Origin of the sequence: Candidatus Microbacterium colombiense, from assembly GCA_029203165.1 — a bacterium.
GTDB lineage: Bacteria > Actinomycetota > Actinomycetes > Actinomycetales > Microbacteriaceae > Microbacterium > Microbacterium colombiense.
On record CP119308.1, the window covers coordinates 3,077,690 to 3,099,087 of the forward strand.

At 69.1% G+C, this 21,398-nt stretch carries 17 protein-coding genes, 1 tRNA gene, 1 other RNA gene and 1 pseudogene; 5 read left to right on the forward strand and 15 right to left on the reverse strand.

The window, feature by feature from the left end; all coding sequences use genetic code 11:
* Positions 1-72 precede the first annotated feature (72 nt).
* The 5 genes and pseudogenes from P0Y60_15025 to ffs form a co-directional block, all read right to left on the reverse strand.
* Positions 73-1,293 carry an acetate kinase gene (locus P0Y60_15025; protein ID WEK60600.1) on the reverse strand — a complete coding sequence of 407 codons (1,221 nt, stop codon included), beginning with the start codon at positions 1,291-1,293 and terminating at the stop codon, positions 73-75.
* A pseudogene (pta, locus tag P0Y60_15030) lies at positions 1,290-3,412 on the reverse strand (phosphate acetyltransferase). The gene P0Y60_15025 and the pseudogene pta overlap by 4 nt, the downstream one beginning before the upstream one ends.
* 38 nt (positions 3,413-3,450) lie before the next feature.
* The gene (locus P0Y60_15035; protein WEK60601.1) at positions 3,451-4,113 is read right to left on the reverse strand and encodes a hypothetical protein; all 663 of its coding nucleotides are present in this window, start codon (positions 4,111-4,113) and stop codon (positions 3,451-3,453) included.
* Complete coding sequence (locus tag P0Y60_15040; protein ID WEK60602.1) at positions 4,110-4,631, reverse strand: rhomboid family intramembrane serine protease; 522 nt, start codon at positions 4,629-4,631, stop codon at positions 4,110-4,112. The genes P0Y60_15035 and P0Y60_15040 overlap by 4 nt, the downstream gene beginning before the upstream one ends.
* Positions 4,632-4,747: 116 nt before the next feature.
* Positions 4,748-4,844: signal recognition particle sRNA small type (ffs, locus tag P0Y60_15045), an RNA gene on the reverse strand.
* A 132-nt stretch (positions 4,845-4,976) separates the two neighbouring features.
* On the opposite strand from ffs, the gene P0Y60_15050 reads away from it, so the two are divergent.
* The 3 genes from P0Y60_15050 to P0Y60_15060 are packed head-to-tail and all read left to right on the forward strand — an operon-like array spanning position 4,977 to position 9,404.
* The gene (locus P0Y60_15050) at positions 4,977-5,954 is read left to right on the forward strand and encodes a MoxR family ATPase (protein ID WEK60603.1); all 978 of its coding nucleotides are present in this window, start codon (positions 4,977-4,979) and stop codon (positions 5,952-5,954) included.
* 8 nt (positions 5,955-5,962) lie between these two features.
* The gene (locus P0Y60_15055) at positions 5,963-7,153 is read left to right on the forward strand and encodes a DUF58 domain-containing protein (protein ID WEK60604.1); all 1,191 of its coding nucleotides are present in this window, start codon (positions 5,963-5,965) and stop codon (positions 7,151-7,153) included.
* On the forward strand, positions 7,140-9,404 hold the full coding sequence (locus P0Y60_15060) for a DUF3488 and transglutaminase-like domain-containing protein (protein WEK60605.1): 2,265 nt from the start codon (positions 7,140-7,142) through the stop codon (positions 9,402-9,404). Before P0Y60_15055 ends, P0Y60_15060 begins: the two co-directional genes overlap by 14 nt.
* 44 nt (positions 9,405-9,448) lie before the next feature.
* Here the strand turns inward: P0Y60_15060 and P0Y60_15065 are convergent, their stop codons facing one another.
* Genes P0Y60_15065 through P0Y60_15075 form a run of 3 tightly spaced genes read right to left on the reverse strand, consistent with a single transcriptional unit; the run spans position 9,449 to position 11,675 of the window.
* Positions 9,449-10,342: a rhodanese-related sulfurtransferase gene (locus P0Y60_15065; GenBank protein WEK60606.1), complete on the reverse strand. Its 894-nt coding sequence runs from the start codon at positions 10,340-10,342 to the stop codon at positions 9,449-9,451.
* A 9-nt stretch (positions 10,343-10,351) separates the two neighbouring features.
* Positions 10,352-10,930, reverse strand: coding sequence for a hypothetical protein (locus P0Y60_15070; protein ID WEK60607.1), 579 nt, complete (start codon positions 10,928-10,930; stop codon positions 10,352-10,354).
* Positions 10,931-10,937: 7 nt separating this feature from the next.
* A complete protein-coding gene (locus P0Y60_15075; GenBank protein ID WEK60608.1) occupies positions 10,938-11,675 on the reverse strand; it encodes a DeoR/GlpR family DNA-binding transcription regulator in 738 nt (245 codons plus the stop codon).
* A 56-nt stretch (positions 11,676-11,731) separates the two neighbouring features.
* Between P0Y60_15075 and P0Y60_15080 the strand changes: the two genes are divergently transcribed.
* Positions 11,732-12,094: a DUF4406 domain-containing protein gene (locus P0Y60_15080; GenBank protein ID WEK60609.1), complete on the forward strand. Its 363-nt coding sequence runs from the start codon at positions 11,732-11,734 to the stop codon at positions 12,092-12,094.
* Between the two features lie 60 nt (positions 12,095-12,154).
* Positions 12,155-12,242 (forward strand) — tRNA-Ser (locus P0Y60_15085).
* Positions 12,243-12,404: 162 nt separating this feature from the next.
* Here the strand turns inward: P0Y60_15085 and P0Y60_15090 are convergent.
* From P0Y60_15090 to P0Y60_15120, 7 genes are all read right to left on the reverse strand, one after another.
* A complete protein-coding gene (locus P0Y60_15090; protein ID WEK60610.1) occupies positions 12,405-15,428 on the reverse strand; it encodes a glycoside hydrolase family 38 C-terminal domain-containing protein in 3,024 nt (1,007 codons plus the stop codon).
* A gap of 45 nt (positions 15,429-15,473) precedes the next feature.
* Positions 15,474-16,367: a carbohydrate ABC transporter permease gene (locus tag P0Y60_15095; GenBank protein ID WEK60611.1), complete on the reverse strand. Its 894-nt coding sequence runs from the start codon at positions 16,365-16,367 to the stop codon at positions 15,474-15,476.
* On the reverse strand, positions 16,367-17,230 hold the full coding sequence (locus tag P0Y60_15100; GenBank protein ID WEK62933.1) for a sugar ABC transporter permease: 864 nt from the start codon (positions 17,228-17,230) through the stop codon (positions 16,367-16,369). The genes P0Y60_15095 and P0Y60_15100 overlap by 1 nt, the downstream gene beginning before the upstream one ends.
* Positions 17,231-17,311: 81 nt before the next feature.
* Positions 17,312-18,664 carry an extracellular solute-binding protein gene (locus tag P0Y60_15105; protein WEK60612.1) on the reverse strand — a complete coding sequence of 451 codons (1,353 nt, stop codon included), beginning with the start codon at positions 18,662-18,664 and terminating at the stop codon, positions 17,312-17,314.
* A 141-nt stretch (positions 18,665-18,805) separates the two neighbouring features.
* On the reverse strand, positions 18,806-20,092 hold the full coding sequence (locus P0Y60_15110; protein WEK60613.1) for an ROK family transcriptional regulator: 1,287 nt from the start codon (positions 20,090-20,092) through the stop codon (positions 18,806-18,808).
* Positions 20,093-20,109: 17 nt separating this feature from the next.
* The gene (locus tag P0Y60_15115) at positions 20,110-20,712 is read right to left on the reverse strand and encodes a GNAT family N-acetyltransferase (protein ID WEK60614.1); all 603 of its coding nucleotides are present in this window, start codon (positions 20,710-20,712) and stop codon (positions 20,110-20,112) included.
* Positions 20,713-20,742: 30 nt separating this feature from the next.
* On the reverse strand, positions 20,743-21,375 hold the full coding sequence (locus P0Y60_15120) for a phosphatase PAP2 family protein (protein ID WEK60615.1): 633 nt from the start codon (positions 21,373-21,375) through the stop codon (positions 20,743-20,745).
* Between the last annotated feature and the right edge of the window lie 23 nt (positions 21,376-21,398).

Below are 21,398 nucleotides of genomic sequence, written 5' to 3' on the forward strand. Positions count from 1 at the left end.
CACCTCTCCGTGCCACTGTGCCAGCGTAGTTGCCGAGTGCCATCGGGGGTAACCCCTCGGACGGCCGGTTCTTCAGAGCAGTCCTGAGGTCTGCCGCGCGATCTGCAGTTCTTCGTTCGTGGGCACCACGAGCACGGTCACGCGGGAGGCATCGGTGGAGATCCGGCGGATGCCGCGCCCCCGCGTCTCATTGCGCTCGGCGTCGATCTCGACGCCCGCGAAACCGAGGGTCGCCATGGCCTCGGCACGCACGCGCGCCGCGTTCTCACCCACCCCTGCGGTGAACGAGATCACGTCCACGCCGCCCAGTTGGGCGATGTACGCACCCGCGTAGCCACGCAGGCGGTGCACGTAGACGTCGAACGCCAGCGTCGCGGCTTCTTCGCCCGCCTCTACTCCCGCGAGGATGTCGCGCATGTCGCTGCGACCGGCCAGCCCCTGCAGTCCGCTGCGGGTGTTCAGCAGAGCGTCGAGCTCGTTGATCGAGAGTCCGGCCCGGCGCGACAGGTGCAGCAGGGCGGCCGGGTCGAGGTCGCCGGAGCGCGTGCCCATCACGAGCCCTTCCAGTGGCGTGAGCCCCATGGAGGTCTCGACCGAGCGGCCGCCGTCGATGGCCGTGGCCGATGCGCCGTTGCCCAGGTGGAAGACGATCTGCCGCAGCTCCGAGAGGTCTCGACCGAGGTGGGCGGCTGCTGCCTCACTCACGAACTGATGGCTCGTGCCGTGGAAGCCGTACCGGCGCACCCGGTGGTCCTTCGCCAGCTGGCTGTCGATCGCGTAGGTGTACGCCGCCGGCGGCAGTGTCTGGTGGAATGCGGTGTCGAAGACCGCGACGTGCGGCACTCCTCGGAACACGGCCTTCGCCGCCAGGATGCCCGAGAGGTTCGCCGGGTTGTGCAGCGGCGCGAGCACCGAGAGTTCCTCGATCTGCCGCTCCACGTCGGCGTCGATCAGCGTCGGGGCGAAGAAGCGCGCTCCGCCGTGCACCACGCGGTGCCCGACGGCGACCGGCGTGTGTGTGACGAGAGAGGGTCCGTGTTCGGCGAACTGCTCGAGCATCACGGCGAAGGCCGCGTGATGGTCGGCGATCTCCCGCTCGTCGCTGTACGTCGCGTCGAGCATCGTGGGCACGGCATCCCCACCCGTCTCGGGACGCACGGTGTGCGCGACCGGACTCGTCTGCTGGCCGATGCGCTCGATCAGGCCGCTCGCGAGTTCGTCCTCCCGCTCGGTGTCGATCAGGCTGTACTTCAGCGAGGACGAGCCGCTGTTGATCACGAGGATCGCACTCATGCGTCTGCTCCCTGGGCTTGGATCGCGGTGATGGCGACCGTGTTCACGATGTCGTCGACGAGAGCTCCGCGCGAGAGGTCGTTGATGGGCTTGTTCAGGCCCTGCAGCACGGGGCCGATCGCCACAGCACCGGCCGAGCGCTGCACGGCCTTGTACGTGTTGTTGCCGGTGTTGAGGTCGGGGAACACGAACACGGTGGCGCGCCCCGCGACGGCCGATCCGGGGAGCTTCGCCTTCGCGACGGCGGCATCGGCGGCCGCGTCGTATTGGATCGGGCCCTCGACCGGCAGCTCGGGATCGCGCTCGCGCACGAGTGCTGTCGCCTCGCGCACCTTGTCGACGTCGGCGCCCGATCCGGATTCGCCGGTCGAGTACGACAGCATCGCCACCCGCGGGTCGATGCCGAACTGTCGGGCCGTCGTGGCCGAGGAGATCGCGATGTCGGCGAGCTGCACACTGGTCGGATCGGGGATCACCGCGCAGTCGCCGTAGACGAGCACCCGGTCGGCGAGCGCCATCAGGAACACGCTCGAGACCACGTTCACGCCCGGCTTCGTCTTGATGATCTCGAACGAGGGGCGGATGGTGTGCGCCGTGGTGTGCGCGGCACCCGAGACCATGCCGTCGGCGAGTCCGAGGTGCACCATCATGGTGCCGAAGTACGACACATCGGTCACGGTGTCCGCCGCCTGGGCGACCGTGATGCCCTTGTGGGCGCGCAGCCGGGCGTACTCCTCGGCGAAGCGTGCCACGAGCGCGGGATCGGTCGGACTGATCACCTGCGCCTGGGCGATGTCGACGCCGAGCTCGATCGCACGGGCGCGCACGGCGGCCTCCTCGCCGAGGATCGTGAGGTCCGCGACCTCGCGGGCGAGCAGCGTGGCGGCGGCGCTGCAGGATGCGGTCGTCGTCGCCCTCGGGCAGCACGATGCGACGGCGGTCGGCCCTGGCGCGCTCGATGAGTCCGTACTCGAACATGAGGGGCGTCACCACGCGCGACTCGGCGAGACCGAGCTGTGTGGTCAGCGACGTCGTAGTCGACGTGCGTCTGGAAGAGCCCGAGCGCTCGGTCGTAGCGGCGCGCGTGAGTCGGAGGAGATCCGCCCCCGCGCGCCCATGACCCGCACTGCCGTGTCGTAGGTGCCCAGGTCGGTCGCGATGATCGGCACGGTCGAGGCGAAGCCGTCGAGAAGCCGCACGATCGGCTCCGGCAGCGGGAACGGTCCGTTCAGGATGATTCCGGCCACCCGCGGGAAGGTGCCGGAGGCGTCGGCGAGCAGCGTCGCGAGCAGCACCTCGGTGCGGTCGGCGGGGATCACCACGACCGACTCGTCGGTCAGCCGCGGCAGCACGTTCACCATCGACATTCCCGCGACCACGATCGTCAGAGCTTCCCGGCGCAGCCGGTCGTCGTCGCCCTTGATCAGGCGGCCGTCGACGGCGGAGAGGATGCCGCGGATCGACGGCGCCACGAGCGTGCGGTCCTCGGGGATCGCCCAGACCGGAGCATCCTTCTCGGGACGGATCGCCCGGACGGCGGCCACGACCTCCGCCAACCCGTCGGGATCGGCGCGGTTGACGATGGCGGCGAACAGCTCGGCCCGCTCGGCCTCGAGCTCGGCGAAGCGCGAGCGCGGCGATCTGTCCGACGGCCGCAGGGACCCGCGCCGTGGTGGTGCCGAGCTGCTCGGCCTGGCGCTGCTGGTCGCGACCGCTCAGCACGAGCAGCACGGGGGCTGCCGAGGTTGGCGGCGATGCGCGCGTTGAACCCGAGCTCGGCGGGGCTCGCGACGTCGGTGTAGTCGCTGCCGATGATCACGACCGCGTCGCACTGCGCCTCGACGGCCTTGAACCGGGCGACGATCGTCGACAGCGCGGCGTCGGGGTCGCCGCGCACGTCGTCGTACGTGACGCCGATGCAGTCCTCGTAGTCGAGGTGCACGCCGTCGTGGGCGAGCAGCAGCTCGAGGATCTCGTCGCGCTCGGTGACCGAGCGAGCGATCGGGCGGAAGACCCCGACCCGGGGACTCACGCGCATCAGTGCGTCGAGAACTCCGAGCGCGATCGTGGACTTGCCGGTATGACCTTCGGCCGAGGTGATGTAGATGCTCCGCGCCACAGGTTCAGCTTAGGCGGGTCCCCTGACAGGACGATGGGTCAGCACCCGTGGGAGAGGGCATCGACGACGGCGATCGCATCCGACTCATAGCGCGTGTAGTAGTCGCGGTCGGTGTTGATCTGCACCCGATGGATGGCGTGGGAGGGCTCCATCTGCTGCCAGCCGGGCAACCGTGCGAGCCGCGTGAAGAACAGGGTGGCCGAGGTGGCCGGGTCCATCCGCTGTTCGACGCTCCCCCACCAGTCCTGCTGTTGGAACAGTCCGATGCTGCTGGTGCGGCTGCCGTCCGGGTTCGTGAACCCGCTCGTCTCCCAGTCGCCGTAGTCGATGTTGCGGAGGCTGCTCTCGCCCATCGCCGTCATGACCCCCAGGATCTGCCCCTCGCGTCCGAGCCCCAGCTCGGATGCCGTGAGCATGATCGTCGCGGCGTTCTCCAGCTGCTCCCCCTCCCAGCCTTCGACCCCCGCGTCGGGGAAGCTGGTGGGGTCGTCGGCGCACACGACGACAGGGTCGTGAGCGATGCTCAGCGGAATGAGCACCGCGACGCCGACCACCACCGCGACCACCGCGATTCCGATGACCACACGGCGCAGCAACCGCCGTCGACGCAGTCGGATGGCCGCCCGCGCCCGCACCCCCGGCTTCCGCTTCTTCCTGCGCGCCTTCGGCCGCGTGCGGCGCCTCGTCCGCGCGGCGCTCATCCCGTACGGTCTCCCCGGCGCCCGGCCAGGGCTGCGACGCCGCCACCGATCGCACCGAACAGATGCGCCTGCCACGAGATGCCCTGGCTGACGCCGACGACGCCCGCGAGCATGGATCCGCCGTACACGGCGATCACCACGAGGGCGACCACGGCGTACAGGATGCGGTGGGCCACCCGGGCCGGCGCGAAGACGCGCAGCACGAGATAGCCGAAGTACCCGAACACGAGGCCCGACGCTCCCACGGTCAGCGTCCCCGGCGCGTTGAAGACCCAGGTTCCCAGTCCGCCCACGACGGCGACGACGACGGTCACGGTCCAGAAGCGGCGAGCGCCTTCCACCGCGACCAGGCAGCCGAGCGCGAGGAACGGCAGGGAGTTGGCCAGCAGATGCGCCCAGCTCGCGTGCAGCACGGGCGAGACGACGATGCCGCCGAGACCGAGGAGATCCCACGAACGCAGGCCGAATCCGGAGAACGACCCGGGGAGGATCGCATCGGCGAGCTGCACGATCCACATCAGCGCGAGCAGGAGGACGGGCGAGGCGAATCGTAAGAGAGCGTTCGATCGCGAGGGTGCGGCGGGGCTGGTCACGTCACGATCCTCGCAGTGCCGCCCCGGAGGACGCTGGAAAAGAAAGTGACCCTCCGCGCACCCAGCAGAGCCCGGTTACCCTTGCTGCGTTTCCGCCCTGGGGGAATTGGCCTGGATGCCGCCACGCGGAGAGCCGTCAACCATCCTAACCTGCCGTCGCCGCATGCTTCGACACCCGAGTGCTTCTGGGGATCCTGCCAGAACACGGGTCCCTGCATCAGGTTACGATCGAGTAACGCGCACAGAGGCGCCTCACGCGAGAGGGAACGCATGCCCGAGAACTCCCCCCTGATCACGGCGGAGCAGTTCGCCGTGCAGACCTCCGCGATCCTCGATTCGGTCGGACACGTGATCGACGGCAAGCCGGATGCCGTGCGCAGCGCGCTCGTCTGCCTGCTCGCCGAGGGCCACCTGCTCATCGAAGACGTCCCCGGTGTGGGCAAGACGATGCTCGCCCGCGCGCTGGCCGCGAGCGTGGACGCGACCGTCCGCCGCATCCAGTTCACCCCGGATCTGCTCCCCGGTGACGTCACCGGGGTCTCGGTGTACAACCCGGTCGACCGCGAGTTCGAGTTCAAGCGCGGAGCGGTGTTCGCGCACATCGTGATCGCCGACGAGATCAACCGTTCCTCGCCCAAGACGCAGTCCGCCCTGCTGGAGGCGATGGAGGAGGGTCAGGTCACGGTCGACGGCTCCACGCACATGCTGCCGGATCCGTTCCTCGTGGTCGCGACGCAGAACCCGCTCGAGATGGAGGGCACCTACGCCCTCCCCGAAGCGCAGCGCGATCGCTTCATGATGCGCATCTCGATGGGTTATCCGGATGCCGCCGCCGAGGCACTCATGCTGCGTCAGCGCGACGTCGTGAACCCCCTGAGCGCGGTCTCCCCCGTCGCGGATGCCGCCTCGATCGCGCAGCTCATCGCCTGGGCGCGCTCGGTGCACGTCGCCCCGGCACTCGAGGAGTACGCGGTCGCCCTCGCGCAGGCCACCCGCGTCGACCCCAACCTGCACCTCGGCGCGAGCCCGCGTGCGACGCTCCAGCTCGTCAGAGCGGCCAAGGTGTGGGCGGCGCTCGACGGTCGCGAGTATGTGATCCCCGATGATGTGACCGCCCTGCTGCTGCCGGTGTTCGCCCACCGACTGCTTCCGGCCCGCGGAGCACATCGCGCCGGCGCCCAGCCCGTCGAGTCGGCGCTGCACCAGATCGTCGAGCGCGTGCGCGTGCCCGTCGCCGCCCGATCCTGATCGCCACCATGCGACGACGTCGAGCTCTGACCGCCCGGGGAGCGGGTGCGCTGATCGCCGCCCTCGGCTGCATCATCGCCGCGAACCTCGTCGCCGCGCCGATCCTGATCCACATCGGCGTCCTCCTCGTGCTGCTGACCGGCTTCTCCCTCATCGTCGTGCGCACACCGCGACGCTCCGGCACGGTCGCCCGTCAGATCTCCACCGACCTGCTCACGGTGTCTGAGACTTCGCGCGTCACGGTGCGATTCACCCTGCGCTCGATCCGGGTGCCGCACGGGCTCTGGCACGACGTGCTGCCCGACGCGGTGACGGGTGACTCGAGCGGCGAGTACCCTCCGGAGAGCGGCGCCCTCAGCTATCTGATCACGGGGGTGCGTCGCGGCGTCTGGCCGATCGGGCCGCTGCTGCTGCGCACGGTCGACCCGTTCGGACTCGCGCAGCGCGAGCAGGCCTTCGGCGAACACCGCACCGTCACCGTCGTCCCCGAGGTGTTCTCCCTCACGCCCCTCGCCGTCAAGGTGGGGGCGGCGGGCGGAACGGCGCAGACCTCGTCGAGCCGTCTGGGACAGGGCAGCGACAACCTCTCGCCACGCATCTACACCCCCGGCGACTCGATGCGCCGGATCCATTGGCGAGCGACCGCCCACCGCGGGCAGCTGATGGTGCGGCAGGAAGAGGAGGAGTCCAGCCCTGACGCCCTGGTCGTCCTCGATCGCAGCAGCGCGCGCTGGGCTGCCCCGGACGAGCATGTCGACCCCGCCTTCGAGGCGGCGGTCTCGCTGTGCGCCTCGGTGGCCGTGCACCTGGCGGATGAGGGCTACGGCGTCGACGTCATCGACAGCTCCGGCCAGCTGCTCGGCACACTCCGCGGACACGAGGACGATCGCGACGGTCTGCTCGTCGCCCTGGCGATGGTCAGCCCGCGCGGCGAGGCCCGCGACCTGACGGCCCTGATCGGCGGCACCCCACCGGGACCGCTCGTCTACATCACCGGCCGCCTCGGCGAGGAGGAGGCGAGCGCGCTGCGTCCGTCCGGCGCGGCAGCGGCCCTGCTGTTCGCCACGGAGCCCGACGCGGGAGCATCCGCTGCGGCGACGCAGCTCGGCTGGACCGTCACCACGCTCGGTTCCGACGTCGCGGAGGCGTGGGAGGATGCGCTGCCCGCGCGGATCGGAGTCGGCGATGTTCCGCGCTGAGCGAGGCACCGCGCGACCGTCCACTCCGCGCCCCGCCCCCGTCTGGCATCGCGACCACGACGACGGAAGCGGGCCGGTGTTGCCCGCCGTCCTGGCCGGAGCGGCGGGGCTGGTCGCCCTGTGGCCGTACACCTCGGTCATCGCTCCCGGCGCCTGGTCGTTCACGGTCATGGCGGTCATCATCGTCACCGCCGTCACCGGAGTCCTCGTTCGCAGCGGCATGCGGCGCCGCGCACCGTGGTTGCGCGAGGTCACCTCCTTCGCCGTGCAGGCCGTCGTCGCCCTCGCCGTACTCACCCGGCTCGTCGCCGGAGACACCGCCTTCTTCGGCATCTTCCCGACCCCCGCGACTCTGACGGCGTTCGGCACCTTGGCCGCCGCCGCATCCGAGGAGATCACGTTCGGGTCCGCTCCTCTCGAGGCGTCCGCCGGCCTCGCCGCGACCCTGGGGGCGGGGTTCGCGCTCGTAGCCATCCTTCTCGATCACTTCCTGGCCAACCGCGCCGCCGTGCTCGCGATCGTGCTGACCGGCGCGATCGGCGCCGTCCCGATGATCGCGACCATGGGCGACACGAACATCGTCTGGTTCGTGCTGCTCGGCATCCTCGCCCTCATCCTGCTGCGTGTCACCGCGCGGCGGCATCCGCACTCCCCCCGCCGTTCCTCGGCGTCGATCGCCGCCGGCATCGGTGTGGCCGCGCTGGCCGTGACCGTCGTGATCGCCCCGGGCCTGCCGGTCGCCGCGGGTCTCGCCGGCACGGGTGCCGGGATCACCGTCGACGCGTCACTGCGCCTCGGCGATGACCTCCGCCAGCCCAACCCGGTCGAGGTGTTGACCGTGGCGAGCGAGAGCCAGGTCGCCCCGTATCTGCGGTTGACGACGCTGTCGCAGTTCAACGGCCGCGTGTGGCAGCCCGACCGCGGCGACCTGAACGCCCAGAGCGAAGGCTTCGGCGAACCGGAATGGGGCGAGGACATCGCCACCAGCGCCACGACCACCTCGATCCGGGTGCTGCGGATGTCGAGCTCCTGGTTGCCTCTCCCGTATCCCGCCACCGGGGTGCAGGGCCTCTCCGGCGCCTGGCGCGTGATGCCCGAGAACCGCACGCTCGTCGCCCGCACGGCGGACGCCTCAGGCAACGACTACACGGTCGCCTCCGCCCGGATCGCCCCCACGCTCGAGCAGATCCGCGCTCTCGACGCCGCCGCCCCCGTGGTGGCCGACGGCGAGGAAGAGGTGGAACTCCCGGCGATCATCGGCGACCTCGCCGCCGAGGTGACCGCTGACGCGGGCACCGACTACGACCGGCTCGTGGCGCTGCAGAGCTGGTTCCGCACCTCCTTCACGTACTCGCTCGAGACGCCGGTCGAGGAGGGCTTCGACGGCACCGGGGCGGATGCCGTGGCGCAGTTCCTCGAGGCGCGGACGGGGTACTGCGTGCATTTCGCCGGCGCCTTCGCGCTGATGGCGGAGAGCCTCGGGATGCAGGCGCGCATCGTCGTCGGGTATCTGCCCGGCACCGCGACCGATGAGAAGCGCGGCGACGAGACGATCTTCTCGGTGGCGAGCGACCAGCTGCACTCGTGGCCGGAGGTGCTCTTCCCCGGGGTCGGCTGGGTGCCGTTCGAGCCCACCGCGTCGCTGGGCGTCCCCACCGCGTTCGCGGCCGCGGCAACCGAAGGCGGCGGCACGGACGGGCCGTCGGCTCCCACGCCGACCACCGCCCCCAGCACGGCGCCGACCTCCGGGCCTGAGGTCGACCGTGGGGATGCGGGCGACAACAGCTCGAGCAGCGGTGACCTGCGCCGCCTGGATCCGACTCCGATCGTGCTCACGGTCGCCGGCGCGCTCGTCGCCCTGCTGCTGCCCGCCCTGGTGCGCGGTGTGGAGAGGGCACTGCGTCTCCGGCGCGCCCGGCGGGGAGATGCCGCCGCGGCGTGGGCCGAGCTGCGCGACACGATGATCGACCTGCGGCTCTCCGTGTCGGATGCCGACACGCCCCGCGTGCGCGGTGCCGGACTGGTGCGCGAGCACGGCGTGGATGCTGCCGCGATGCGCACCCTCACGGATGCCGTCGAGCGGGCGAACTACGCCCGCCCCGGCGCGGGATCGGACGACCTCGTGCCTGCACTGCGCATCGTGCTGACCGCCCTGGGCCGAAGCGCCGACGGACTCTCGCGCGTGCGAGCCACGCTCGTGCCGCGGTCGCTGTTCGTGACGCGCGGCGCCGAGGCATCCGTGTCGATCTGACCGGGTGCTCACTCGGCCGCTCAGGCGAGCGCTCAGGCGACCGCTCAGGCGGCGGCGTGGGCGACGCAGGGCACGGCGACACAGGCCTCGCACACCACCGACTGCACACGGCACGACAGGTCGGGGCAGTTCGCCGTGCGGTTGGTCGGTGTCCCGCATGCGAGACACTCACCGATCACGGCGGCGTGGTCGGAGAAGTCCACCGAGCCGCGTTTGTCGAACACGTAGAGCGATCCTTCCCACAGTCCGTCATCACCGAACGTCTCGCCGTAACGGACGATGCCGCCCTCGAGCTGATAGACCTCCCCGAATCCGCGCGCGGTCATGAGACTCGACAGCACCTCGCAGCGGATACCGCCGGTGCAGTACGTCACGACCGGCTTGCCCTTCAGGTCGTCGTACTCCCCCGAGTCGAGCAGGCGCACGAAGTCGCGAGTGGTCTCCGTGTCGGGAACGACGGCGCCGCGGAATCGCCCGATCTGCGCCTCCAGCGAATTGCGTCCGTCGAAGAACACGACCTCCTCGCCGCGCTCCTCCATGAGGGCGTGAAGGGCCTCCGGGGTCAGGCGCGAGCCTCCGCCGACGACCCCCTGCGCATCCACGCGAAGCTCGCCGGGCGCACCGAACGAGACGATCTCGTCGCGCACCTTCACGCTCAGCTTGGGGAAGTCCACACTGCGGCCGTCATCGTCGACGCCGGTGCCCTCGCTCCACTTGATGTCGGCATCCGCGAAGGGCGCGTACGAGCGGAAGGATCGCGCCCACTTCTTGAGCAGGGGCAGGTCGCCACCGAGCGTGCCGTTCACCCCGTCCTTCGAGATGATCAGTCGCCCCCGCAGCCCGAGGGCCTCGCCGAGGTCGCGCTGCCAGACACGGATCGCATCCGGATCGGCGAGAGGGGTGAACGCGTAGAAGAGGACGATCTTGGGAGTTGCCACCCAGGGATCCTACGTCGAGGAGAGCAGGAGCCCCTCATGGGCGGCGCGGGCGGAGGCAGAGCGCGCCGGACGTGCCCGTGTGGCACGACCGATCAACCGATCGACTCTCTGATGGATCGCCGGCACGAGGTGGAGGTGCTCCCCGCGATCCGCGCCGGCGAGCAGACCCGCCAGCACCGCCAGCTGGGCGACGACGCCGTCATCGCTGTCGAGGTCGGCGCGAAACCGCCGTTCGACCTCGGCCGCGGCATCCGGCACCCCCAGCGAGTACGCGAGGAGCGTGGCTGCGTCGTGCCCACGCGGTGCCAGGCCCCACGCCTCTCGGCCGACGAGCTCGAAGGGGTCGGTGCGCAGGGTGTGCCAGCCCAGGTCACCGTGACTCGGGCGCCACGCGGTGACGTCGGTGTCGACATCCAGACCGAAGAACACCGCGACCCGCCGGCAGATGTCCGCGGGATCGACGGCGCGGCGCGCTGTGGGCACCGTGCCGAGCCGTGCGAGGGCATTCTCCAGCTCATCCCACCAGATGCCGTCGGGCGAACGTCCGTGCAGCAGGGGCGAAGGAGCGATCCAATCATCCGTCCTCATATGAGGACTATAGCTCGTTCCTCCATCCGCGAGCGAGGGCCGAACCATCCTGTGGATCGGTGATGATGCCGGCCACGTCATCGAGCCCGACGACCGGGAAGCGTGAGACCGCGCCCACCTTCTCGGCACTCGCGAGCACGTAGGTCTCCGCGCTACGAGCCGCCAGAGCGCGCTTCACCACGGCATCGTCCAGCAACCCGGTCGTGAGCCCCTGCTCGGGATCGGCGCCCGTGACGCCGAGGAAGAACACGTCGGCGCCCAGGCGGGCGATGTTCTCCAACGCCAGCGCACCACCGGCGACGAGGGAGTGACGCCCGAGCTCGCCGCCGACCAGGAGCACGCGAGCGGGGGAATGCTCGGCCACTGCCACCGCGACCACCGGACTCGGAGTGACCACCGTGAGCGCAGGGTCGTCCGGCAGCATCCGCGCCATCGCGAGCGTCGTCGTGCCGGCGTCGAGCATGATCGTCGAGCCGGGGCGGATCAGCGCGACGGCCACCCGAGCCACCCGCTCCTTACTGTCGGTCGCGACTTGGAGCCGGCGCGTGACCGGCGCTTCGGCGGGCGGCACCGGAACCGCGCCGCCGTACACGCGCACACAGAGCCCCGCATCGGCCAATTCGCGCAGGTCACGACGGATCGAGTCCTCCGAGATGCCCAGCGCCGCAGCCACATCCTTGGCGACGATCCGCCCCTCCGTGGCCAGGAGGTCGAGCAGATGATCCTTGCGCAGCGCACTCAGCATGTCGACTTCTTCCTGTTATTTCATGTTTCTGCCGAGTTAACGCTACCGTCTACGACATGACGAAGCCACTCCTGATCCTGATCGCCGGCCCTTACCGCTCCGGCACCGACGGCGATCCCGCCGCGATCGCCCGCAACCTCGAACGCCTGGAAGCCGCAGCCGCACCGATCCACCGCCGCGGACACATCCCGATGATCGGCGAATGGGTCGCGCTTCCCGTACTCCGTGGCCTCGACCCCGCCGACGCCGGCGAGGGAGATGTGATGTACGACGTCGCGGCACGACTTCTGCAGCACTGCGACGCCGTCCTCCGGCTGCCCGGCGCATCGACCGGAGCCGACACCGACGTGACGATCGCGCGAGAGCGGGGATTGCCCGTGTACTTCTCGATGGACGAGATCCCGACCGCGCACGGCTGAGCGGGAGGGAGCGGTCACGGGCAGCGCGCGCGATCGGATAGACTGTTCAGGTTGTTCCTTGGTGACGTGTCCGAGCGGCCGAAGGAGCACGCTTGGAAAGCGTGTGTTGTGCAAGCAACCGCGGGTTCGAATCCCGCCGTCACCGCCAAACGTCAAAGGGGCCTCGCGAAGCGGGGCCCCTTTGACGTTTGTTGAGTACGTGGGATTCGGGGAGGAGCGAGCGCAGCGAGCACCGGAGTCTCGCCGTCACCGCCAGACAAGGAGAAGGCCCCCGCGCGAGCGGGGGCCTTCTCTGTTCGGTGGGCCTGGGTCAGCCGCGTGCCAGGCGCAGCGTCACGAGCTGGAACGGTCGCAACGCCAGGTGCACGCCGGCGTCGTCCTGACCGCTCACCGCCGCCGTCTCGATCTCCCGCTCGAGAAGATCGACCTCCGCCGCTCCCGCACTCGCGAACCCGACTGAGACGGTCGCCTCCGCGCGACGACCCAGGGCCTCGTACAGGCGCACGATCACGTCGCCGCTGCCGTCCTCGGCGAGCTTCACCGCTTCGACGATCACTCCGGGATGGTCGATCCCGATGAGCGCCTCGACATCGTGGGCACCGTCGATCTCGCGCTGAGCGAGGTTCGTGCGGTATCCCTGGGCGATCGCGTCGACCAGCTCGCCTCCGACTACGAGACCGATCTCGAGGTGGTGGCTGCCCTGGTCCTGCTGAGGGTCCGGGAACAGCGCCGCCCGGACGAGCGAGAGACGAACGGTCGAATAGGTGCCGCCCTCCTCACGTGCGTGACGGGTGATGTCGTGGCCGTACGTGGAGTCGTTCGTGACGGCGACACCGAAGTCGCTCTCCCCCACCCGCACCCAGCGATGAGCGACCGTCTCGAATCGCGCGACATCCCACGAGGTGTTGGTGTGGGTCGGACGCACGATGTGTCCGAACTGGATCTCCGACGCCGCGTGATCGGTGTGCACATCGACGGGCACGCTGAACTTCAGCAGCTTCTGCCGCTCGTGCCAGTCGATGTCGACCGCGAGCTGCAGCGTACGCGAGCCCTCGTCCAGCCGGATGCTGTGCACGAGCGTCGATTCGCCGAAGCTGCGCGTCACGACGATCGCATCCTCGACGACCGCGATGCCATCGACGTCCACGAGGTCGACGACGTTGCGCCGGTAGTGCTCGTCGATGTCCCAGGCGTCCCACTGCGTCGGGGTGTCGCGGTGCAGGTGGAAGACCCCCGCGGCTTCCCCGGCCGGCACGACCTCACGGCCGCTCGCGAGGTCGACGATCGAGGTGAACACGCCACGCCCGTCGATCCGGGCCCGGATCAGGCCGTTGTCGAGCACGAACCCGTCGTCGTCTGCGACCGGGACCACGGCGTTCACCGCATCCGCCGCACCCACGGAGAGCGCGCCCACGGCGACATGCCCGTGGGGGGCCGCGTTCGCCACGAGACGGCGGGTGCCGTCGCCCACGAGTGCGCGCAGCGATGCGGCGATGATCTCCTCGAGCTCCTCGGTGATGCGCGCGTAGTTGCGCTCCGCGTCCTGGTGCACCCAGGCGATCGAGGTCCCGGGGAGGATGTCATGGAACTGCTGCAGGAGCACGAGCTGCCAGAGACGCTGAAGACGAGCGGCCGGATAATCCAGCCCCACCCGCACCGCGGCCGTCGCGGCCCAGAGCTCCGCCTCACGGAGCAGGTGCTCGCTGCGGCGGTTGCCCTGCTTCGTGCGCAGCTGGCTGGTGTAGGTGCCGCGGTGGAACTCCAGGTAGAGCTCGCCGCTCCACACCTCGGGCGACGGGTACTCGGACTCGGCCTGCTCGAAGAACGCAGTAGGCGTGGAGTGCCGGGCGACCGGCGAACCTTCGAGCGAACCCGCACGATCGACCTGGGCCACCATCTCGCGCGTCGGCCCGCCACCTCCGTCGCCGTAGCCGTACGGCAGCAGCGAAGCGCTGGCGCGTCCCTTGTCCTGGAAGTTGCGCTGGGCGTGCGCGAGATCGGCTTGCGACGCGTCGGAGTTGTACTTGTCGACGGGCGGGAAGTGCGTGAACACCCGCGTCCCGTCGAGCCCTTCCCAGAGGAAGGTGTGGTGCGGCATCCGGTTCGTCTCGTTCCACGAGATCTTCTGCGTCAGGAACCACTTCGATCCCGACGCCTTGATGATCTGGGGAAGTGCACCGCTGTAGCCGAAGGAATCGGGGAGCCACACCTCGGGGGTGTCGATGCCGAACTCGCGCAGGAAGAAGCCCTTGCCCTCGACCAGCTGACGGGCGAGCGCCTCGGCCCCCACCATGTTCGTGTCCGACTCGACCCACATGCCGCCGACCGGCACGAATCGTCCCTCGCGCACACGCTCGACCAGGCGGGTCCAGATCTCCGGGTAGCGCTCCTTGATCCAGGCGAACTGCTGCGCGGAGGAGCTGGCGAACACGAAGTCCGGGTTCTCGTCCATGAGTGCGAGGACGTTCGAGAACGTGCGCGACACCTTGCGCGCCGTCTCGCGCACCGGCCACAACCAGGCCGAGTCGATGTGCGCGTGCCCCACCGCGTGCAGCACGTGCGCGCTCGCGTGGGCAGGGCTGGCGAGGACGTCGCGGAGCACCTCGCGACCCTGCGACGCGGTCGCGGTGACGTCGTGGGGGTCGACGATGTCGATCATGCGATCGAGCGCCTGCACGATCTGCGCACGTCGGGGTGAGGTCGCGTCGAGCTCGGAGAGGAGACCGCGGAGGACCACGGTGTCGGCGATGAGGGCGTCGACCGTCAGGTCGAGCAGCGCGACGTCGACCTGACGCAGCACGTAGATCGGCTCCGTGCCTGCGGTCTCACGGTCTCCGAGCGTCGTCGGATCGAACGTGAAGATGCTTCCGACGTCGGGGTTGGATGCGGCTTCGAGCAGCACGTCCACCTGTCCGTCGGCCCGCACAGCGGCGGCGACGGCGTTGTTGAAAGGAGAGATGCCCTTGATCGGAGCGCCATCGCGCCCCCAGACGAGAGCTTCGGCCTGGAACCCGCTCTGGCCGGCGGTGAATCCGAGGTCGACGACGAGTTCGGCTCTGGTGTCCTCGGGCAGGTCGCCCGACGAGGTCCGCCAGGAGGCCGGCACGGCACCCTGCACGCGGAACCAGGTGGTCCCCCACGGGCGCCCCCAGGCCGAACCGACCGAGGTCGGCGAGTACGCGGCGCCGACGGCCTCGGCGAACGTCACCGGCTCACCGGGGGCCTCCCACGCGCTCACCTCGAGAGGCGTGCGGAGTCGGTGACGGGCCGGGCGCAGGCGCTCCCGGATGAATCGGTCGATGCGCATTTCGATCAGCGCGGTGCGGTCATGCATGAGACGTGCTTTCTGAGTGGAGGAACAGGAGGATGCCGGCGCGGCTCAGCCCTTGACGCCACCGGCGAGCGCGAAGCTCCCGCCGGACAGACGCTGGACGACCAGGTACAGCACGAGGATCGGGACGGAGTAGAGCATCGCGAAGGCCGCGAGCTGCCCGTAGGCGACGGCTCCGTGATTTCCGAAGAACGTGAAGATCGCCACCGCTGCGGGCATCTTCTCCGAGCTGAACAGCAGCACGAAGGGCACGAAGAAGTTCCCCCACGCCTGCGTGAACACGAAGATGAAGACGACGCTGATGCCCGGGCGCATGAGCGGGAGCACGATGGTCCACAGCGCGCGCATGGAAGAGGCACCATCGACCCAGGCAGCCTCTTCGAGCGAGGTGGGCACCGAGTCCATGAAGTTCTTCAGCATCCAGATCGCCATCGGCAGTGAGGTCGCGGCCATGAACAGGATGACGCTCACCTGCGAATCGAGCATCTTGAGCTGGACGAACAGCGCATAGACCGGCACCATCATCGCCGTGATCGGCAGGCACGATCCGAACAGCACCGAGTACATGAAGCCCCGTTGGAATCGCGAGTTGTGACGCGACAACGGATACGCGGCGAGCACGCCGACCGCCACCGTGATGATCGCGGTGCCGAACGAGATCAGCGCCGAGTTCCACAGCGGCAGCAGTGTCATGGACCAGTCGAAGACGCTGACGAAGTTGTCGACCGTGATGCTCTCAGGCACCGAGATCGACACGGTCGCCGAGGGCGACACGGAGGAGAAGACGATCCACGCGATCGGCACGAGGAAGACCACGCCGATGACGATGAGGATCGCGTTCGCGAGGCCGGCGGAGCGCCGCTTCGACGGCGTCGCCACCGAGATCGGCTTCTTGGACGGACGCACGATGGCCTGAGTCGTGAGGGCTTCTGTCGTGGTCATCAGTCGACCTCCGGCTTGAGGATGCGGATGTAGAACACGGCGAAGATCGCTCCCAGCACGAGGGTGACGGTGGCGATGGCCGTGCCGTATCCGACCTGCGAGTACTGGAACGCCTCCTGATAGGCGAGCACGGGGAGCGTCGAACTGGACACTCCGGGTCCGCCTTTGGTCATGACCCAGATCAGGCCGAAGGTGCCGAGAGTCTGCAGCGTGGTGAGCATGAGATTCGTCGAGATCGACCGACGGATCATCGGCAGCGTGATGAGGAAGAAGCGCTGCACGGTGTTGGCCCCATCGATCTGCGCCGCCTCCATGACCTCCGGGGAGACCTCGGCGAGCGCGGCCCCGTAGACGAGCATCGAGAACGCGGTGCCACGCCAGACGTTGGCGAGGATGACGGCGAACATGGGGTATTCGATGAGCCAGCTCACCGCCGGGATGCCGATGCCCTCGAGGAGGGCGTTGAGGGTTCCATCCTTGGAGAAGTATGCGTAGAGAGCGAAGGCCGCCACGATCTCGGGCATCACCCACGCGACAACGATGAGGGCGCCGACGATGCTGTTGACCGCCTTGGAGCCGGCACGCATGAGTGCGGCGACCGCCAGCCCCAGCACGTTCTGACCGATGATCGCGGAGAAGAGCACGAAGACCACGGTCAGTCCGAGGGCGGTCCAGAAGTTCGCGTCGGAGAACAGCGCGACGTAGTTGTCGAGACCGACGAACTCCGGCTTCGCTGCGCGATAACCCGTCATGGCCCGGTTGGTCATGGACCCCCAGATCGCATAGGCGATCGGGCCGAGCAGGAAGATCGCCAGCAGGATGATCGCCGGCGTCAGAGGGATGGAGCGCAGCAGCGCGCGCATCCGACCCCGAGGCCTGGGCCTGGCCCCGGGGTCACCCGAGGCCAGGCCGTGCAATGCAGGTGCAGTGGTCACGCGTCCGACCTACTCGACGTTGTCCTGGCCGACGATCTTGGTCAGCGCGGCGTCGTAGGTGGATGACGCCTCTTCCGGCGTCGCCTCACCGGTGATCACCGACTCCGTGGCCTGCTGGAGTGCACTGGTGATCTGCGAGTAGTCCGGCGTGGTCGGACGGAAGTGCGTGTACTGCACGAGATCCGAGAAGAACGCGAACGTGGGGTTGTACGAGAGGTAGGCGTCATCGGTCGCGACGTCCTCGCGGACGGCGATCTGGCTGTTCTCGGTGCCGTACTTGAGCGAGTTCTCCTGGTTCAGAGCCATCGCGACGAAATCGAACGACGTCTGCGGGTGCTTCGTCTGCGCGCCGACCGCGAGCGTCCAGCCGCCCGACATCGAGGTGAATCCCGGGTCTCCGCCATCCTTGGTGGGCATCTTCGCCAGACCGATCGTGTCTTCCCATCCGTCCCAGGCGCCGTCGCCCTCGATCCATCCGCCGGGGAGCCAGGATCCGTCGACCGCCATGGCCAGCTTCCCCTCCGGCAGGAGCTCGGTCGAGACACGGCCGCCGATCGTCGAGTCCAGTGCGAGATCGAGCGGGGTCGCGAGGTCGTTCTCGTACAAGGAGCTGTAGAAGTCGAACGCGTCGGTGAGGCCGTCGGACTCGACGCTCCACTTCTGCGAATCGGTGTCGTAGAGCGTGGACTCGGTGCCGTAGAGCAGCATCTCGAGTCCCTGCATGGACGTCTGCTCTCCCGCGCCCTTGCTGCCGTAGATGTTCAGGGGGATGACGTCGGGATCCGCAGCCTTCACGGCTTCCGCAGCATCGAGGATGTCGTCCCAGGACTCAGGCTGCCACTCGGCGGGAAGTCCCGCGGCGGTGAAGATCTGCTTGTTGTAGTAGATCGCGCGGGTGTCGGTGCCCATCGAGACGCCGTAGGTCTTGCCGTCTCCTCCGAGGCCGGCCTCCTTGGCCGCATCGTAGAACTGGCTCCAGTCGTCCCAGTCGGCGAGGTAGTCGTCGATGGGGAGGAGGTACCCGGCCGCGGCGTCGGAGCGCAGCTGGAAGGTGTCTTCGTAGATGACGTCGGGCGCGGTGTCCGCCGACCCGTTCATCAGTGCGAGCTTCGTGAAGTAGTCGGTCTCGGACTCGATCGGTTGCAGCTTCACGGTGACGCCGGGGTTCGCCGCCTCGAACTCGGGCTTGACCTTCTGCAGCAGGTCATCGAGCTGGTGGAACGCCGATGTCTTCTGATAGGCGACCGTGATCGTGCGGTCACCGCTGTCGGAGTTCGCGTCGCCGCCGGATGCGCTGCACCCGGCGAGGACGACGGCACCGGCCGCGAAGACGGCGATGGCGGCGAGTGGCTTGGTTCGCATCTGACCTGCTCCTTTGCATTCGGACCTCGCTGTTGAGGCCCCTCGATCGATAATCCTATCAAATGGGATAACTAGGTCGAGATCGAGATGTAACAGTTGGGTCACGACACGAAGACGGCTCGACCCGCGGACGGGGTGAGCTCAGTGCGCGATCATCAAGCGCGACGTCCGAGCGGTGAACGCCTCATCCAGAACGAGGCATCCGGCCCCCACGGCTGCAGAATCGGCCCCGAGCTGGGACTGGCGCAGTTCGACGGTCTGGGTGGATGTGCTCACTGCCGTCGTGCGCACCGCCCGTTCGAGCACGGGGAACAGGGTGCCGCCGAGCCGCGACCAGGCGGGTCCGCCGAGCACCACGATTCCGAGATCGAGCAGGTTGTTCACCTCGACCAGAGCGGTCGCCAGGTGCGTCGCCGCCTGCTCCAGCACGCGGATCACCTGCTCGTCACCCTCGGCGGCGAGATTCGAGAGCAGTTCGAGCTGCCGGGTCGCATCGGCCGCGGCCCCTGCATCGGAACCCCGGGCTTCAGCCAACAGCCTCCGGGGTTCCATGATGACCCCGATGCACCCGTACGATCCGCACTCGCAGAGGGGACCGGCCGGGTCTACGACGATGTGCGCGATGTTCCCGGCGTTGCCCGTCCGCCCGTGCACGGGCGCCCCGGACACGGACAGACCGAGCCCGAGTCCGGCTCCGTAGTACAGGAACATCGCATCGGCGAGCTCCTGATCGGCATCGAACCAGTTCTCCCCCACGACCGTCGCGATGACGTCCTTCTCGAGCAGAGTCGGCAGACCGCTGGCGCGCTCGATCTCTTCGCGCACGCCCACGTTGTGCCACGCGGGGAGCAGCGGCGGGTTCAGCAGCCGGCCGGCCTCACGATCGAAGGGGCCGGGCGCGGCGACGCCGATCCCCAGCACGTGTCCGCCGCGGAGGTCGACGCTGTCGATCAGCTCCGTGATGCTGTGTGCGATGCGCCCCACGAGCCGGTCGGGCTCGGCATCCGCACCGCCGGGTGCCTGCTCCACCCGCGCCACGACGTCACCGGCCGCATTGACAACGACGATGGTGTCGACCGCGGGGTCGAGGTGCACACCGACCGCGAACCGCGAATGCGGGCGCAGGGCGAGGAGCACACGCGGCTTCCCCGGACCCGAGATCACCTTGCCGACCTCGTGGATCAGCCCCTCGTTCGCGAGCCGCCGCGTCACGTTGCTGAGCGTCTGCGTCGCGAGACCGGTCTTCTCCGCGAGCTCACTCCGGCTGAGTCCCTCTTCGGATCGACGGATCAGGTCGAAGACCAGGGCCTGGTTGTAGACCCCGACGGCAGGAAGATTCGACCCGCGCTTCATGCCTGCTCCTGACTGATCGCGTCGCTGTGGACGCCCGAAAGCCTCATGATCCTCGGCTGAGGCGTCGCCGGTCAAACCGGACCCTCGCCTGCTCAGTCGGAGAATCGCACGCCGAAGCTCTGACCGCCCGGAGCGGTCGGCAAGGCCACCATGCCGAGCCGCTCATAGAACGCTGCGGCGCCGGTGTTGTTCGGGTCCATGCCGAGATGCAGCCCCGCCACGCCTCGGCGGGTGAGCTCGGCGAACAGCGTCTCGATCAGCCGTCGCCCGAGCCCCTGGCCCTGCGTCTCCGGCAGCAGATCGATGTGGAGGTGCGCCGGATACTGCGCGGCGTTCGCTTCCTTCCCCGGACCGCGCCCGTAGGCGTAGCCGAGCATCCGCTCCTCGCGCGTGGTCGGCTCGACGGGTTCGGGGAAGCCCTCCTGGAACGCCGGCCACCACTCGTCGCGGAACCACTGCTCGAAGGCGTCGGTGTCGTCAGTGCCGACGATGTAGCCGATTACCCGCTCACCATCGCTCTCCACGACCCACGCGAGGTCCGGATGCCGTTCGGCGTAGGGGACGGCGAAGATATCACCCCAGAGCCGATCATCGGAGAAGAGCCCGGTCGCATCTCCCCCGGCATCCGCCGTCTTCACGCACACCTCGTACAGGGCGTCGCGATCTGCGGGTCGATACGGGCGGATGCGTGACACGGAAGGCTCCTCGGAAGGGGTCGGAAACACTCAGCCTAACGCCGGATCAACCGTAGCCTGGTGCCGTCGCTGCACCCACGGCAGCAGCCAGGCGGCGAGCACCAGGGCGGTCCCCGCCCCGACGAGTGCTCCGCCGAAGGTGTCCGTCGCCCAGTGCACCGACAGCAGCGTGCGCGACAGCGCCATCGCGATCATCCAGGCCACTCCGACCAGAGCGACCCACGCGCGCGGGAAGACGATCCACAGCACGATCGCGATCGTCGCGGCGTTCGCGGTGTGCCCGGAGGGGAAGGAGCCGAAGTCGCTCGCGACCAGCATGTCGTCGGGGCGCGCACGGCCGAACAGGTGCTTGAGAAGCTGCACGGCACCCGCGCTGGCGGTGAAGCACAGCGCGGCGAAGACGGCGGCCCGCCATCGTCGCGCGATCACCAGGGAGAGGATCACCAGGAGGGGTACGGCGAGGATCGCGATCCATCCCCCGCCGATCGCGTTGAGCGCGAGGGCGAACGTCAACATGCCCTCGGTGCGCACCGCGGCGATCGTGGTGTTCCACCACACGTCGAACCCCGGAGGCTCCGACAGCCCGAACACCACCGCGGCGCCGATCGCCGTGGCGACCACCAGCGATCCCACGCCCCACCACAGCAGCATCCGTCTGTTCATCGTCCCATCATGACGGATGCCGC

Bases quoted from the DNA above. Each gene is read 5' to 3' on its own strand.
- P0Y60_15025 (WEK60600.1), bottom strand. From the start codon at position 1,293: ATGAGTGCGATCCTCGTGATCAACAGCGGCTCGTCCTCGCTGAAGTAC.
- P0Y60_15035 (WEK60601.1), bottom strand. From the start codon at position 4,113: ATGAGCGCCGCGCGGACGAGGCGCCGCACGCGGCCGAAGGCGCGCAGG.
- P0Y60_15040 (WEK60602.1), bottom strand. From the start codon at position 4,631: ATGTGGATCGTGCAGCTCGCCGATGCGATCCTCCCCGGGTCGTTCTCC.
- P0Y60_15050 (WEK60603.1), top strand. From the start codon at position 4,977: ATGCCCGAGAACTCCCCCCTGATCACGGCGGAGCAGTTCGCCGTGCAG.
- P0Y60_15055 (WEK60604.1), top strand. From the start codon at position 5,963: ATGCGACGACGTCGAGCTCTGACCGCCCGGGGAGCGGGTGCGCTGATC.
- P0Y60_15060 (WEK60605.1), top strand. From the start codon at position 7,140: ATGTTCCGCGCTGAGCGAGGCACCGCGCGACCGTCCACTCCGCGCCCC.
- P0Y60_15070 (WEK60607.1), bottom strand. From the start codon at position 10,930: ATGAGGACGGATGATTGGATCGCTCCTTCGCCCCTGCTGCACGGACGT.
- P0Y60_15075 (WEK60608.1), bottom strand. From the start codon at position 11,675: ATGCTGAGTGCGCTGCGCAAGGATCATCTGCTCGACCTCCTGGCCACG.
- P0Y60_15080 (WEK60609.1), top strand. From the start codon at position 11,732: ATGACGAAGCCACTCCTGATCCTGATCGCCGGCCCTTACCGCTCCGGC.
- P0Y60_15090 (WEK60610.1), bottom strand. From the start codon at position 15,428: ATGCATGACCGCACCGCGCTGATCGAAATGCGCATCGACCGATTCATC.
- P0Y60_15095 (WEK60611.1), bottom strand. From the start codon at position 16,367: ATGACCACGACAGAAGCCCTCACGACTCAGGCCATCGTGCGTCCGTCC.
- P0Y60_15100 (WEK62933.1), bottom strand. From the start codon at position 17,230: ATGCGCGCGCTGCTGCGCTCCATCCCTCTGACGCCGGCGATCATCCTG.
- P0Y60_15105 (WEK60612.1), bottom strand. From the start codon at position 18,664: ATGCGAACCAAGCCACTCGCCGCCATCGCCGTCTTCGCGGCCGGTGCC.
- P0Y60_15120 (WEK60615.1), bottom strand. From the start codon at position 21,375: ATGAACAGACGGATGCTGCTGTGGTGGGGCGTGGGATCGCTGGTGGTC.